General features: G+C 68.6%; 4 protein-coding genes. 1 reads left to right on the top strand and 3 read right to left on the bottom strand.

What is annotated here, in order from left to right; all coding sequences use genetic code 11:
- Window positions 1-17 precede the first annotated feature (17 nt).
- The 3 genes from ESP57_RS04595 to ESP57_RS04605 all read right to left on the bottom strand — a co-directional run bounded on the left by ESP57_RS04595 (window position 18) and on the right by ESP57_RS04605 (window position 14,075).
- Window positions 18-7,070 (bottom strand): prealbumin-like fold domain-containing protein, encoded by a 7,053-nt coding sequence (locus tag ESP57_RS04595; RefSeq protein WP_165877369.1) that lies wholly within the window; start codon window positions 7,068-7,070, stop codon window positions 18-20.
- A 402-nt stretch (window positions 7,071-7,472) separates the two neighbouring features.
- Window positions 7,473-11,762 (bottom strand): DUF7927 domain-containing protein, encoded by a 4,290-nt coding sequence (locus ESP57_RS04600; protein ID WP_129230683.1) that lies wholly within the window; start codon window positions 11,760-11,762, stop codon window positions 7,473-7,475.
- Between the two features lie 327 nt (window positions 11,763-12,089).
- Window positions 12,090-14,075, bottom strand: coding sequence for a DUF7927 domain-containing protein (locus ESP57_RS04605; protein ID WP_129230684.1), 1,986 nt, complete (start codon window positions 14,073-14,075; stop codon window positions 12,090-12,092).
- A gap of 250 nt (window positions 14,076-14,325) precedes the next feature.
- On the opposite strand from ESP57_RS04605, the gene ESP57_RS04610 reads away from it, so the two are divergent.
- Window positions 14,326-15,567, top strand: a complete 1,242-nt coding sequence (locus tag ESP57_RS04610; RefSeq protein ID WP_129230685.1) for a YihY/virulence factor BrkB family protein — start codon at window positions 14,326-14,328, stop codon at window positions 15,565-15,567.
- Window positions 15,568-15,587 lie beyond the last annotated feature (20 nt).

Consider the following 15,587-nt stretch of genomic DNA (forward strand, 5'->3'; position numbering starts at 1 on the left):
TCGTGCTTTGAGCGGTGCTACACCGTTCCGCCTGCCCGACGTCGCCGGACCACGTACGCTCCGCCGACGAACACGCCGCCGAGGAGGAGCAGCAGCGCACCGACCCAGATGTACGCCTCACCGGCGAACCCGGTCACCGCCATCGGCTGCGGCACTCGAACCGTGACGGTCGAGTCGTCGCAGAGCACCACGGGATCCGATGACGCATCGTCGGCGTTCTGCCAGCACACCTCGCCCGTGTTGACGATGCTCGTCGCCTTGGTGTTCGGGTTGACGTGCACGTCGAGCACGATCGGCGGCGCCGTCGGGTAGTTCGGCCCGAGGACTCCGAGCAGGTCGCAGTGCAACGTGCCGCCGTAGCCCGCCGAGTCCGTGCCGGTGACGTCGCAGTTCTCCCAGCGGGGGAACGCAGGCGACGGCGCCGTCGTGATCTCGTCGACCCGCAGGTTCGACGGGATCTCGTCGAACACCTCCACGGGGTCGGCCGAACCGGTGCCGGTGGTCGAGACGGCGAGCGTGTAGTCGAAGTTCGTGCCGGGCTTCGCCTCCTGGACGCTCGCCGTCTTCACGATGTCGACCGCAGGTTCACGCTCGATCGCGCAGGCGGGCAGCGCTTGCGGGTACACCGCGAGCACCGACTGCGAGGGGTTCACCGAGAACGTGATCGTCGCGGGGTTCACCATGTCGCGCCACGGGTAGGTGGGCACGTTCTCATCGAGGATGAGGTCGCCGAACCTGGTGCCGGGCACCGGCGGGTTCGTCAGGTCCTCCTCGGTGATCGGGCGCCAGCCCGGGAACTCGTACGGCACGCCGTTCTCGTCCACTGCGGCACCCGGCCAGAGCAGTCGGCTGTCGTGGTCCTCCCACGGCACCGTCTCGACCTTCGTGAGCGGCTCGAGCGGGCCGTCGCCATCGGGATCCGCCGAGGTCCAGGTGACGGTGATGTCACCGGTCTCCACGTGCTCGCTGGCCGCGACGTTGAAGTACAGCCACGGGACATCCGCGATGCAGCGCACGTAGGCGGCCGGGTCGATCGCCTTGCGAGGCACCTCGACCTCGTCGCAGTTGTTGGCCTCGATCAGGTCGCCGAGCACGCCTTCATCGGAGGTGATCGCGACGCACGCCTCGTTCGGCACGTCTCCCAACTCGATCTCGGGCAGCGGCGGCACCGGGTCGTCGGGGTCGACGATCTCGGCCTCGACCGGGTCGGGCATCGGCAGACGCACCGGGATGGTGATGGTCGTCACGGCGCCCGGCGCGAAGGGTCCGACGCCGTGAGCGGTGAACGCGTTGTCACCGACGGTCGGCTGCTCGGTCCAGGTGCCCGCGCCCTCGAAGGCCGCAGGACCCGTGACCTCGAGTTCGGGGTCGACGAGGTCGGTCACGTCGAGTTCCGCCACGGGGATGCTCGAGTGGTTCGTCACCGTCAGCACGAAGTCGAACTCGTCGCCGCCTTCGATCGCGTCGTCGGGAAGGCCACTGAGGTCGTAGTTCTTCTCGATGCCGACATCGACCAGTTCGGCCTTGTTCACGAGCGAGCACGAGGTGAGCTCGCCCAGGTTCACCGTCGCCGAGGTGGCCGGCTCATCGCCGCATCGCCAACCCTGCGCGAAGAAGTACGAGAGCAGGGGGTGCGTGGATGCCTCGGTGGTGGCCGCCTCGTTGAGGAGGTAGTCGCCCGTGGGCACCGTGAACACGACACCGGCGCCGCCGAGCGACCCGACCGTTCGCGTCGTACCGATGCCGCTGAGGTTCCAGTCGTTCGGCGTCAGCATCGTGATGTCGCCGAAGCCGAGATCATCGATGTCGATGCCCTCGAAGGCCGAGACGTCGACCGTCTTCAGCAACGTGAGGCGCCCGACCGGGATGGTCTCGCAGTCGGAGACCACCTCGGTGATCGTGCCGTTGAGCATCGTCGCCTCGTTGAAGAAGCCATGCCCGCTCGTCGTCGCGACGCACGTGACGTCGTCGATGACGGTGATCGCATCGACGTCGGCGCGCACCACGATGGAGAACGTGTGCACGTCACCGGCGGTGATCAGCTCGTCGTCGGCGAGGACCGTCACGGTGTCGCCGTTCCAGGCGGTCGTGTTGATCCCGGCGTCGTTCGTCGCCGTCGCCGATTCGATGTCGACGCCGTCGGGGAACCCGAGGTCGTCGTCGAGATCGTAGTAGAGCGGCAGGTCGGACTCGCTCGTGACCACGATCTCGTAGTTCACGATCCAGTCGCCGAAGTTCGGGTCGGCGATGTCGTCGATCCGCACCGGCGAGCCGACGAGGTCCTTCGTGACGGTCGTGCGACCCGGCTCCCCGCAGTCGGTTGCGGGCTGGGGGTCGCCCTCCCCGACCGTGAGGAACGCGGTATTGCGGAACCCGCCCTCGGTGGTCTGTCCCTCCTGGCACTGGTCCTGAGAGGTGTTGAACACCTCTTCGCCGGCGGTCGCATTGATCGTGATCGTGTAGGTGTCGGTCGCCGAGGCCGGCACCGACTCGTCATCGGCGAGCACGTAGTTCGAGGCCTTCGGGTCCCAGCTCGCCGCTTCGCCGCTCGGGCCCTCGGCCGACGCGTCGTTGATGATGATCCCGACTCCGAAGTACGGCTGGTCGTCGAGGTCGTAGACGAGGGGGGCCACGGGGCTCTGGTTCGCCACCTTCACCTCGTACACGAGGTCCCAGGTGCCGTCGGTGAGCTGCTCGATCGAGACGAGGTCCTTCGTGATGATGCCGGTCGGCGGCACCACGTCGTTCGTGACCTCGCAGGTGAGCGATGCTCCCGGCGTCGCCACGAACGTGTTCCCGACGGTCTGCGGGTCGCCGTCCTCGCAGACGACGGCGCCACCCGACCAACCGGGCGGCAGCGCGCCCTCGGTGACGGTGTAGATCGTGCCGATCGCGAGGTTGGTCCACGTCGCCGTGTCGGTCGTGTTGCCGGTGCCGCTCACCGACTGCGGGTTCGCGCCCACGACATCATCGGTCGGAGCGATCGTGAGCGGGAAGGACCACTGGAACCCGTCGGGAACTCCGGTGACGTGCTTGGTCACAGTGACGTCGGCCGGCTCGGCCGTGTTCGTGATCTCGCAGCTCAGCGAGAGCCCCGGCGTCACGACGAACTGGAATCCATCGAGCGTACCGTCGGCGTCCTCGAGGGCGCCGCCGTTGCAGGTGAAGTCGCTCTCGGTCCATCCGTCCTGGCCGATCTCGGTGAGGGTGTAGGTCTCCCCGACGACCAGGTCGGTCCACTCGACGCTCGAGTCCTCGTCGGTGACGTGCTGCTGCACGGCCTGGACCCCGACCTGCGGTGAGATCGCGATGATGAAGTCGAAGTCGTACCCTGCCGGGACACCCTCGACGATCTTGCGCACCGTGACGTCACCGGTGTCGGGGGCGTTGACGTAGGTGCAGGTGACCACTTCCCCGGCGAGGAGGGTGATCGTCGCGAGGCCGTCGTCGTACACGACGCCGTTCGAACCGACGCACTGCAGGCTCTGCAGGGTCCAGTTCGTCTCGCCGAGTTCTTCGATCGTGTACGTTCCCGGCTCGAGCAGGTCGGATTCCCACGGGTCGGCGGAGCCGGTGAGCGCGAAGCTCGTGGTGCCGGCCTTCTCCGTGTACTCGAAGTCGAACGACTGATCGCTGTCGAACGTCACGTTCTTGTCGACGATGATCTTGCCGAGCTGCGTGTTCGAGTAGGTGCAGGTGATCGTCTCGCCCGGGTCGAGGTCGATCGAGCCGACGAGTCCCTGAACACTCGATCCGTTGTCGGCGGCGCCGCCTGAGCGACTCTCGACACAGCCTTGGAGTTCACCGACATGGGTGTTCGTGAGCAGCTCCGTCACGGTGTAGCTGCCGGCGACGATGTTCGAGAACACCTCCTGGCCGGTTCCGTTCTCGGTCGTCACCCCGAAGTTCGTGGTTCCGGGCCACGTGCCCGTGAAGTCGAACGTGTCGTCGGCGCCGTTGATGTTCTTGACGATGATGATCGTGCCCTTGGCCGTGTTGGTGATCGTGCAGTCGAACACGTCACCCGCCACCACGGTGAAGCCGGACTCGGTGACGGCGACTGCGCCGCCGCCTCCGGCGTGCGTGACCGTGCAGACGAGTTCGCCCGCGACCCATCCCGAGCCGGGGTCCTGCTCGGCGATCGAGTACTTCGTACCCGGCACGAGGTTCGCGAAGGTGGTCTCGCCGGCCCCGCCACCTGCCGGCGTCTGGATGACCTGCTCGACGGGATCTCCTGCAGGGTCGATCGGAGTGAGCACGAAGGTGAAGGAGCCCGAGGCGCCCACCGAGGTCTTGGTGACCTTCGCTGAGCCCGGTGACGCCGCGTTCTCGACGGAGCACTCGAGCGACGAGCCCGGAGCCGCGACGAACTGGTCGCCCGGAAGACCCGGGTTCGAGTCGGGGCCGCACTCGACGACTCCGCCGGTCCAGCCGGCCGGGAGCGTCTCGGTGATCGTGTACTCCGTGCCGATCACGAGGTTCGTCCAGGTCACCGAGTCGGAGGAGTTGCCCGAGCCGCTGACGACCTGCTTCGCCGCGGGCAGGACGCCGGCCGCGGGCGAGATGGTCAGGTCGAACGACCAGGCCTGGCCGGCCGCGACGCCCGTGACGGTCTTCTCGACGGTCACCTCGCCGGGTTCGGCGTCGTTGGTCACCTCGCAGTCGAGGGAGAGACCGGGAGTGACGGTGAACTGGAAGCCGGCGACATCCGCCTTCTCGTCGGTGATGCCGGTGCAGGTGATGTCGCCTTCATCCCAGCCCGTGAGGTCGCCTTCAGTCAGCGTGTACTGGACGCCGACGTCGAGGTCGGTCCATGCGACCGTCGGGACGAGGTTCGTGGCGTTGCGCGTGCCGGGCTGGCCCGGGACCTCGGGGCTGATCGAGATCGGGAACGACCACGCGTAGTCGGCGGGTACGCCGGTGACCTTCTTCTCGACGGTCACGTCGCCCTTCGTCGCCGTGTTGAGCACGGTGCACTCGACGGTCTCACCCGGCGAGAGCGTGATGCCGATGGGCGAGTCGGTGGTCGGGTTCTCACCCGAGCAGGTCATGCTCGTGACATCCCAGCCCGCCTCGGCCAGCTCGGCCAGCGTGTACGAGCCGGGAACGATGTTCATGAACGACTTCGAGGCGCCGTCGACGAGCGTGAAGCCCGCCTGGCCGGTCAGCGTGAAGTCGAACACGGCGCTCGACTTGTCGGGGTTCGTCTGCTTCGTGACGATGATGTTGCCGCGTTGCGTGTTCGTGTAGGTGCAGGTCACGAGTTCGCCCGGCTGCACGTTGATGGCCGCGGTGCCGGTGGCGAGCGTCGGGATCGAGTCGCCGATGACGTCGTCGACGCACGACAGGCTCGTGAGGTCGTACTTCGGGGCCGGCGACGTCTCGGTGACCGAGTAGGCACCGGGTGCCACGCTCTCGAAGAGCTTCGTCGCGGTGCCGCCGACCGTCGTGAGTTCGAAGTCGGAGAGGTCGGCACCGGTCGTCGAGAAGTCGAACGTGTCGTTCGCTCCCGCGACGTTCTTGATGATCTTGATCTGGCCGTCCTGCACGTTCGTGTAGGTGCAGTTCACGACCTGGCCGGCGACGGTGGTGACGCTCGCCTGTCCGAGGGGCAGGTTGACCACCGCTGCGCCGCCATCGCAGGCGAGTGCCGTGAGGTTCCACGCGGGCGTCGAGATCTCGGGGAGCTCGGTGATCGTCACGGGCGTGCCCGGCACGTAGTAGAAGACCTGCGAACTCGCGTTGCCGGCGACCTGCACGTTGCCCTGCTGGCCGGTCACGGTGTAGTCGAAGGTCGCGGCGTCTCCCTGTGCGACCTTGGTGATCTTGACGCCCGACGTGACGTTGGTGATCGTGCACGTGGTCGTCGCGCCGATGTAGATCGCGAACGCGGCCGGGTTCGTGTACGTCTCGAGCTGGTTCGTCGAGGGGTTCGTCACCGTGCAGACGGTCGACTGGAACGCCCAGGGCGCCGGCGGCGTCGCCTCGGTGAGCGAGTAGTTGGTTCCGGCGAAGACGTTGCCCCAGGTGTGGGTGTCGCCGACGCCGATCGGCGCGCCGAGCCCGGCGTTGCCGGCGACCGCGTCACCGGCCGGCGTCTGGCCGACGCCGGGACCGGTGAGGGTGCCGTCGTGCACGGCGGCACCGCCGGCGCGGGTCACGGAGTAGTTGAACGAGGCGTTCGGTGCGCCGGCCGTGCCGACCTTCTTCACGACGAGTCCGCCGCAGTTCGAGAGGGTGATCGGGTCGGAGGAGACGAGGCGGTCCTGCAGCGTCGCGGTGTCGCTGTTGCCGGTTCGTGTGATGAAGCCGGAGTCGAGGAAGCTGCGGCAGGCGCCGTCGGCCGGGAGCAGGCCCGAAGCCGTGAGGTCGACGGCCATCTCACCGAACGTCGCGTCGGTGCCGGAGGTGTTGGTGTCGGTGTTGCCGCCGACCGCGGCCTGGTAGACGATCGGCGCACCGGTCGGCTCCCAGCTGTTGCCGTCCCAGCCCAGGATGCGAACCGAGGTGTTCGGGTTGCCGGAGGGGTCGTAGTTGAACTCGATGAGGTAATCGTCGGCACGACCGGCCGCGGGCCCCTCGAACACCTCGTACGAGGTCATGTCGCCGTTGCCCGACAGGCGCGTCCAGTAGGCGTAGAAGATGGTGTGCGGCACGCCGCCGACCGTGACGACCTCGTAGGCCGAGCCGCCGGTGCAGGCGTCGCCCTTGGCGTTCGCCGAGTTCGTGATGAGTGCTGCCCACGGGTTGTCATTGACCTTCGCACCGCCCGGGAACACGCTCAAGGTCTCACTGGCCCCGCAGGTGCCCGGCGAGCCGAGCGTCGCGCCGCTGTCAGCAGTTCGCTGCGCGTCGAGGATGCCCGAGGACGGCCCGCCGCCGGCCGCGTACGGCGCCTTCGGCGTGCTGCCGACGACGTTGTTCCAGTCGAGACCACCGTTCGGTGCGGTGTTCCCGTCGATCTCGAACGAGGTCGTGATCGGCCCGAGCGTCGCGGCCTGCGCCGACTCGGCCGGCGCGACCGCCATCACGACGGCGCCGCCCGATGCCACGAGCGCGGTGGCCACCACGAAGGACAGGAGCCTCCGCCTGGCCCGACTCGCCTGCAGTCGGAGAGACCGGGCGCCGAGGGGCTCGGTCGCCGGGGTCGTTGAACGGGTACGCAGACGTCGCTGGGCGCTCATCATCAGCCTTCGGGTTTCGGACGCGATGTCACCACCGCATCCGGCTGTGTTCCGACCCGGGCGACCGGGCCACGGAGAACGCGGGTACGAACTCCAGAATCCACGGGTAAGAGGACTCGTTCGTCAGTCTCGCACCGGGGGCGTTCGCGAGGAACCCTCGGGCTGACACCAAAACAGGGGGTGAAACAGGAAATCGGGGGACACGCCGCGCCGCGCACTGCGGCGAGACGGCACGCGGATGCCGCGGCTCACGCGAGCCGCGACATCCGCGCGCCTGATCTCGTGCGCCTACACTCCCCCGGTGCGGCGCCTCCGGATCACGACGTAGGCGACCGCGATGCCGCCGACCAGGAGCATGCCCGCGGCGATCCAGATGAACGGCCCGCCGGCGAACCCGGTACTCGCGATGGCTGCGCCGGGCTGCGGAACGTGCACGGTGACGGATGCGTCGTCGCACAGGATCTGCTCGGCGGGATCGAGCGGGATCGCTCCCTCGGCCGATGGCGCGGTCTGGTCGTCGGGGAGGTCGTTCCAGCAGATCTCACCGGTGTTGACGATGCTCGACGAGGTCGACTTCGGATTCAGCGTGACCGAGAGCACCACGTCGGGTGCATCCGGTCGCGTGCCGCCGATCTGGCCGTTCAGGATGCAGTGCAGGGTGCCGCCGTAGCCGGCGGAATCCTTGCCCGTCACCTCGCAGTCGTCCCAGCGCGGGAACGCCGGAGCGGGCGGCGTGGTGATCGAGTTCACCTTGAGGTCGGCCGGGATCTCGTCGAAGAGCTCCATCGCCTTCGTGGCGCCGAGGCCCGGGTTCGTGATCGACAGGGTGTAGTCGAACGTCGCGCCGGGCATCGCCGAGGTGACGCTCGAGGTCTTCTCGATCAGCGGCCCTGCCTCACGGGTCACCGCGCAGGCGGGTGTCGCCTGCGGGTAGACCGCGAGCACCGACTGGCTCGGGTTGATCTCGAAGGTGATCGTCATCGGGTGCAGCTGGTCGGCGAACGCGTAGCTCGGCAGCGACGAGTCCTTCACCATGTTCTCCCACGAGTCCACGATCGTGCCCTCGCCGACGACGTCGCCGGGCTCTGCGAGGCGCCATCCGGGCCAGGCGATCGAGATCCCCTCGTCGTTCACCTCGCCGTACGGCCACAGCACGCGGCCGTTGCGCTCCTCCCAGGGGATGACCGTCACGACCGGCACCGCATCGGGGTAGAACACCGGGTCGGGGGTCCACGTGACCGTGATGTCGGACGGGGTCACCGGTCCGGCGGTCATGACGTTGTGGTACAGCCACGGCACGTCGTTGATGCACTGCACGTAGGCGTTCGCCTGCATGGCCTTCGTCGGCACCGTGGTGTCGTCGCAGTCGTTGTCGGGGTTCAGGTCGCTGGTGGGCAGCGACGGGACCTCGACCGCGGCGAGCGCGGCGCTGACGTCGTCGATCGGAGGCTCGGGCACGACGATCTCGACGCACGCCTCGTTCATCACGGGCTCGGCCGGAATCGGCTCGGGCGGAACCTCGGGGTTCTCGGGCAGCGGTACGACCGGCTCGCCGAGGAAGCGCACCTGGAACCGGAACACCGTCTCGGACCCGGCGGCGTAGGTGCCGTCGTAGACCGCAGTGAACTCGTTGCCCGTGAACGACGCATCCCAGTTGGGATCGGCCGGGGTGATCTCGATCGCGCTGAGCACCTCGAGCGTGTCCGGCAGCGTGTCGGTCACCATGGCGCCGGGAACGTCGGGGCCGTGGTTCGTCACCGTGAGGGTGAACCAGAAGTCCGAGTCCGCCGGGTCGCCGTCGGGATCGAAGTCGTCGATGGCCTCGACGCCCTCGCTCAGCTCGTAGTCCTTCACGATGCCGAGGTCGGCCGGGTCGGCGGTGTTCTCGATGCTGCAGGTGACATCGCCTCCTGCCGTCACGTAGACCTCCGCTTCGGGCTGCAGCCTCTCGAGCTCCGGGCCCCCGTCGCACACCCACTCGCCGGGCACGTAGGTGCCGTCGACGACATAGGGGTTGTCGGAGTCGGGGTTCGGACGCTCGCTCAGGTCGTACCAACCCTCGGGAACGAGGTAGCTCCTGCCCGGGTCGGACATGCCGGGATCCTCGACCGTGACCGGCCCCTCGGCCTTCAGCAGCCAGTCGCTCGGCACGGCGAGCGGAAGGTCGGGATCGATGACCTCGTTGATGTCCTCGATCGCCTGGTTGTCGACCTCCTTGATGAGCGTCAGGCGTGCGGGAGCGTCGCAGTCCTCGTCCTCGCGGACGCCGGTGCCGATCCTGACGATGCCGGTGTTCGAGAACCCGCCGCCCTCTTCGCCGTCGCAGCCGTATTCGGGCATGCCCTCGTCGTCGATCGTCGCGGTGATCCGCACGTACCAGCTGTCGGTGACGCCGACGGCGATCGGAACGTCGGTGGCGATGAGGTGCTCGCCGTTCGGAGTGAACGGCCCTGCCAGCGGATGTCCCGGGGCATTGGTGTCCTCACCCGGCTCCCAGTACTCGATGGCCGAGATCGTCATGCCAGGGCCGAAGTCCGTGGCGTCCGACAGCGAGTACTCGGTGTCGACGTCACCCGTGTTCTCGACGTCGAGCGTGTACCCGAGCGTCCACGCGCCGCTCACGACATCGAGGTCGGTCTCCACGACGGTCTTCTCGATCGTCACGTCGGGCGTCGGGTTCTCGGTGACGCAATCGTCGACGGGCACCGCCTGCGAGGCCGCGAGGGTGACGGTGTCGGGGCATCTCCCGTTGTCACTCGGGGTGACGAGGTTCGCCAGTACTCGGTCGAACGCATCGTCGTCGACGCGCACGGTGAAGGAGATGCTCGCCTCCTCCCCCGGCGCCAGGGTCGGGATCGACCACGTCAGGACGTCGCCGGCGATGCTGAGCGGCGGCGCGATCGGCGTGACCATCTCGGAGTCGTCGAGCACGTCGCCGAGGTCGTCGACGAGCGTGGCGCCGGTCACCGGCACGAATCCGTCGTTCTCGGCATGCAGGGTGTAGGTGACGTCCTGGCCGGGCAGCACCGTGCTGCCGTCGGTCGGATCGACCGTCTTCCAGCCGAGCCACCGCGGTGCGAAGGTGTTCAGCACCCAGCAGTGGGTCGTCACCTCTTTCGCCACGCTGGCGGTGAAGGTCCGAGCGGCCGCGTCGAACGGCACGGCGACGGCGTCGGCCATCTCGGAGGTCGTACCGCACTTGGCCCCGGTCAGGAGGCTGCCGTTGTTCGGAGTCTCCGAGAAGACGACCTGGCGGGCGGGCGGGTCGGGCACCACGGCGAAGCCCGTCACCGCATACGGGTCTGTCTGGCTGGACGCGTCGGTGATGTCGCTCGTCGGGGCGACGTCCGAGGTCGCCGTCGAGAACTCCCAGCCCACACCGCCGGGCGTGCCCGGGAAGGCGACGCCGACCTGCTTGTGGACGATCACGTTGCCGGCGCACAGCGCCTTCGCGACGAGCTGCAGGTCTTCGGCGAGGCTCGCGTAGTCGTCGGTGTTCATGTAGTCGGCGGTCGAGATGTTCGAGCCGTTGAACGCGTCAGGGCCGGAGATCGACTGGATCGGGCCGAGGGAGACGTTCGGACCGACCGCCACCACGAAGACGTGCGACGGATCCGCCTTGATCGAGTTGGCCTCGAGGATCGCCGGGTTCACCGCTTCGGGCGAGCCGTCGGGGAATTCACCGCCGTTGCCGGGGTCGACCGTGTTCGGGTTGCCGTCGGTGATCACGATCGTGAGTTCCACGGGCTGTTCGCTGAAGCCCCCGAACGAGCCGGCGCCGACCTCGAGTCCGCGCTTCCAGTTCGTCCATCCGTCGGAGACCAGGCTGCCGTAGGAGTCCTGGATGTCGGCGAGGTTCGCGCTCGTGAGTGCGATCGCCGGTTGCAGCAGTGCCGCATCCTGGTCGAAGGAGGTGACGGAGACTTCGGAGCCCGTGTCCTTCAGCGCGTCGGTGAACGCGTCGGCGGCGGCCTTGAGGTCCCCCATGCCCTCGTCACCGATCGATCCCGACTTGTCGAGCACGAGCGCGAAGTCGAGCCCGCAGCTGTTCGGGAGGTCGGGGTTCGGCGCCGGCGCCGGGTCGGCGGCGGCAGCGAAGCTGCGAAGACCGGCCTGCTGCTCCGCGAGGCACGCGTCGCGCGCACTGCGGTCGTCGTTGCCGATCGGGATCGCCATGCAGTCGACGGGCGCGGGAGCCGCGGCCTGCTGCTGGGCGGCCGCCTCCTCGGCCGGAGGTTCCACGACCGCGGCGGGCGGCGCCTCCTCCTCAGCCGAGGGTGCCTCCTCGGCAGGCGGCGCCTCCTCGGCAGGCGGCTCGACCGCTTCCGCCGATGGTGTCTCGTCGACAGGGGGGGCATCCGCCTCCGTCGCGGCGGGCTGGTCTTCCGCCGTCGTGGCGGCCTCGTCAGCGGCCGCAGGCGGCGTCGCCAGCTCATCGGCGGCCGCGAGCGTCGGGCCACCGAACAGGATCAGCGCGCCGACCGTGATCGCGGCGAGCAGTGCTCGGACCGGCGAGGTCGGAGGCGACGCCGAGTCGTCGGGGCGGATGGCGGATCGGGTGCGCAGTTTGCGATGCATGTTCGAACTCCACGTTCGGGTGCTGGTAGGCCGGCTCGGGCGTTTCTCGGGTCAGCGGCACCAGTCTGCTCGCACGTTTCCGCAGAACTCAAGGAATTCTCACCTCTTGGTGTCCCCCAATTCGCGGGGTACGAAGATGGATCCCACAGGCTCCGATTGCACCGTCGATCCCGCATGATCACTGGCCGAGCGGCCCTTCCCGGCGGCATCTGAGCGCTCGCTCCGCCGCTCGGCCCCGAGGCCCCTGTACCCCGAACAGACGGATGCCGCGACTCTCGCGAGTCGCGGCATCCGTCTGTTCGACCTCAGCCGAGGTCGGGGGCCACCTCAGGCCCGGACGCGACGCCGGGCGCCGAATCCGAGTGCTGCGCTGCCGGCCAGCAGGAGCAGCGCGCCCGCGGGCAACATGGCGAGCGCGTCACTGCCCGACTCGGCGAGCGCGGTCGGCGAGCCGCCTGCCGGCGTGCTGCTCGGCGGGTTCTGCGGCGGTGCCGCGTTGCAGTTCGGCGTCGGCGGCGGGTAGACCGCGATCGCGTCGTTCGACGGGTTGATGCGGATCTCGACCACGGCCTCGCTGCGGAGGTCGTAGAACGGCGCACTCGGGTCGAGCACCCACGTGCCGTCCGCCTGCAGCGTCCACCCGGGCCAGTCGGTCGGGTTTCCCTCGGCGTCGACCTCGGCGCCGGGCCAGAGCTGCTGACCGGAGATCGTGTCACCGCTCATCCACCCTGACGGGTACGGGATCGCGTCGACCTGGGAGGCGCCGTCGGCCAGGAGGGCGGCGACGTCGTCAGCCGGGATCGACGGGTCACGACCGGCGAATGCCGCCGGGGTCCACCAGATCAGCGAGATCGGGTTGGCCGCGGTGTCCTCGATGCCGTACGGCGTGATCGCGTACATGAACCACGGGGTGTCGTTCACGCACTGCGCCATGCCATCCAGGCCGATCGACTTCACGGGGTGGTCGACCACGCACGAGCCGTTGCCGTCCCGCGCGACCTCTTCACCATCGACGTCGGGGCACTCGCCACCCGGGCCCGGTGCGACCACGTTGTGGAGCAGTTCGCCGACGACGTCCTCACCGACCTGCACCGTGTACCAGGTCTGGGCGGACTCGCCCGGTTCGAGCGAGGGCACCGTCCAGGTCAGCTGATTCCCGTCCTGGACGAGGCCGGGGCCGAGCTCGAGAAGGGTGGCGTTGTCGAGCACGTCGGTGATGTCGTCGAACGCCTGCGCGTCGTCGACCGTCGCCTCCGAGGTGTTCTCCGCGTCGAGGTAGTACGTGATCATGTCGCCGGCCTCGACGGTCTCGCCGTCAGCCGGGTCGGAGCTCTTCATGAGCTCCCATCCTGGAACGGGCGGCGGCGGGCAGGGTACGACCGTGACGTTCTTGACGAGGTCCTTCGTCACGTCGTCGCCGACGCGATGCAAGGTCACGGTGAAGCTGCCTGGCACCAAGGAGAACGGGAACTCCATCTCCATGCTGGACACGGTGAAGTCCTTGAACGCGACCTCGTCATGGGTCTCGGTGTCCACCACGGTGAGGGTGTATTCGAAGCCCACGAGCAGCTTCGCGAGCGTGACCAGGACGAGCGGCGGCGTGCCGCCGGGCTCCGTGCAGATCGCTGCGAAGACCTCGATCGACGGCGGGGCCGGGTTGCAGTCCGCCTCGGTGATCTCGGTCTTCGTGGTGTTCAGACCCGGGAAGAACTGCTCGACGTGCTCCGCGTCGAAGTACCAGAACGCCGGGATGATATCGGCGAAGTCGTGGTGCACCGAGTGCGCCTTCTTGTCGTCCGTCGTGTCATCACCGTCGATGATCGACCGGACGCTCGGCGAGATGAACACGAACGGGTTCGACTCGCTGCGCGTCGAGTGACAGATGTCGACGTGATCCTTCCACTCGGGGATCGTCACCGGAGGACCGCCCTCGCCGGCCGCCATGACGCGGGCCTGAGCCGGCGCCTCGACCGGAACCTCGACCACGGTCTCGCTCGATGCCTCCGGCACGGCCGCACTCTCGGGCACGGGGGGTTCGGCTGCCGGCTCGGGTTCGGGCTCGGCGGCAGGCTCCGGCGCGGGCTCCGCCACGGGTTCGGGTTCGGCGACGGGAACCTCGACCGGCTCGGCCACAGGGGCCGGCTCGGCTTCGGGGGCGGATGCCTCGGCGACGACCGCATCCGCGGGTGGGACCGCGTCGTCGGCCACTGCCATCGAGGGAACGCCGAGCAGCACCAGTCCGCCGATGACGATCGACGAGAGAATGAGCCGCGCACCCCCGGACCATCCTGGCGGCGGCTCGGTGGCACGCATCGATCGACGGGTGGCGCGAGAATCCTCGCGCGCGCGGGCTCGTGTCGGGTACATGGCGGACTCCAGACTTCACTGATGAAGCGCTGTCTCGGGTATGGGTCAGCGGCTCCAGTTTCCGCGCACCACCCCATCAATTCAAGGATTCCTCAGAAATGTCCCCCGAACGCGGGGAACGGGCGAACCCGCGCTCCGACGGCGATCGCAGGCGGAAGCGACGTCCAGGATCGCCCGCCGTCGCTAGGGTTGGAGCGTGAGCGAGCGCGGGTCGGGAGCCCCACAACATGGGGAGACGTTCGACGAACGCGCCGGCCGCGATCCACTGGGGCTCGACGAGCACTCCCCCACTGCGAGGGAGCGCTTCGACGCGGTGAGCCAGCCCATCCGCGATCGGTTCGAGCAGCCGATCAGCACCGTCAGCACGCTCACCCAGAAGACCCTCGCCCTCTTCCCGGTGCGCGTCTGGCGGCACTTCCTCGACCGCAACGGTTTCATCCTCTCGTCGGGCATGAGCTACCAGGCGCTCTTCGCGATCTTCGCGGCGGTCTACGTCGCCTTCGCCGTCTTCGGCATCTGGCTCACGAGCAACGACCAGACCCTGAACGCCTTCGTCGCCCTGCTCAACACCTACGCCCCCGGCCTGATCGGCGACGAGGGCGTCATCCCCACCGACGAGCTCGAGCAGATCGCCGCCTCCAGCACGAGCCTCTTCGGCTGGACCGGCGCCGTGGCCCTCGCGGGCTTCATCTGGACGGCGATCGGGTGGATCACGTACTCCCGCATGGCGGTGCGCAGCATCTTCGGCCTCCCCAAGGACCGTCGCGCCTACGTCATCCTCAAAGCGCGCGACTTCCTCGCCGGGTTCGGCTTCGGTGCGATCCTGCTCCTCGCCACCGTGCTCTCGGTCGCGACGACCTCCTTCCTCGGCTGGCTGGTGCAGCTGCTCGGACTCTCGAACGAATCCGGCTGGTACGGCTTCCTCGTGCAGGGCGGCTCGCTCCTCGTCGTCTTCGTGATCGACACCCTCGCCCTCGCCGTGATGTTCCGATTCCTGTCGGGGGCCGCGATGCCCTGGCACCGCATGTGGGTCGGCTCCCTGCTCGGATCCGCCGCGATCTCGGTGCTGCAGGTGATCGGCGGCGCCCTGCTCTCGCGATCGAGCACGAACCCGCTCCTCGCGACCTTCACGGTGTTCATCGGCCTGTTGCTGTGGTTCCGGCTCACGAGCATCGTGATCCTCGTCGCGGCGAGCTGGATCGCCGTCGAGGCATCCGACGCCCATGAATCGCTGCGCATGGTGACGCCCGAGCAGCTCGCAGCCGAAGAGCGCGACCGGGAGCGGCGGGCGCTCGTGACGGCGGCGCAGGTGCGGGTGCGCGAGGCGCGCAAGGAGCTCGAGGCGGCCAACTGGTTCGAGCGGATCCCCGCCCGGCGCCGACTCGCGAAGGCGGAGCTGCAGCTCGCCGATCTCGAGGCGACCACGGGCTCCGACTGACGGCCAAGCGACGTCGGGGG

The sequence above is a fragment of the Agromyces fucosus genome (assembly GCF_004134865.1).
In the GTDB taxonomy this organism is placed as follows: Bacteria; Actinomycetota; Actinomycetes; order Actinomycetales; family Microbacteriaceae; genus Agromyces; species Agromyces fucosus.

Bases quoted from the DNA above. Each gene is read 5' to 3' on its own strand.
- ESP57_RS04600 (WP_129230683.1), bottom strand. From the start codon at position 11,762: ATGCATCGCAAACTGCGCACCCGATCCGCCATCCGCCCCGACGACTCG.
- ESP57_RS04605 (WP_129230684.1), bottom strand. From the start codon at position 14,075: ATGCGTGCCACCGAGCCGCCGCCAGGATGGTCCGGGGGTGCGCGGCTC.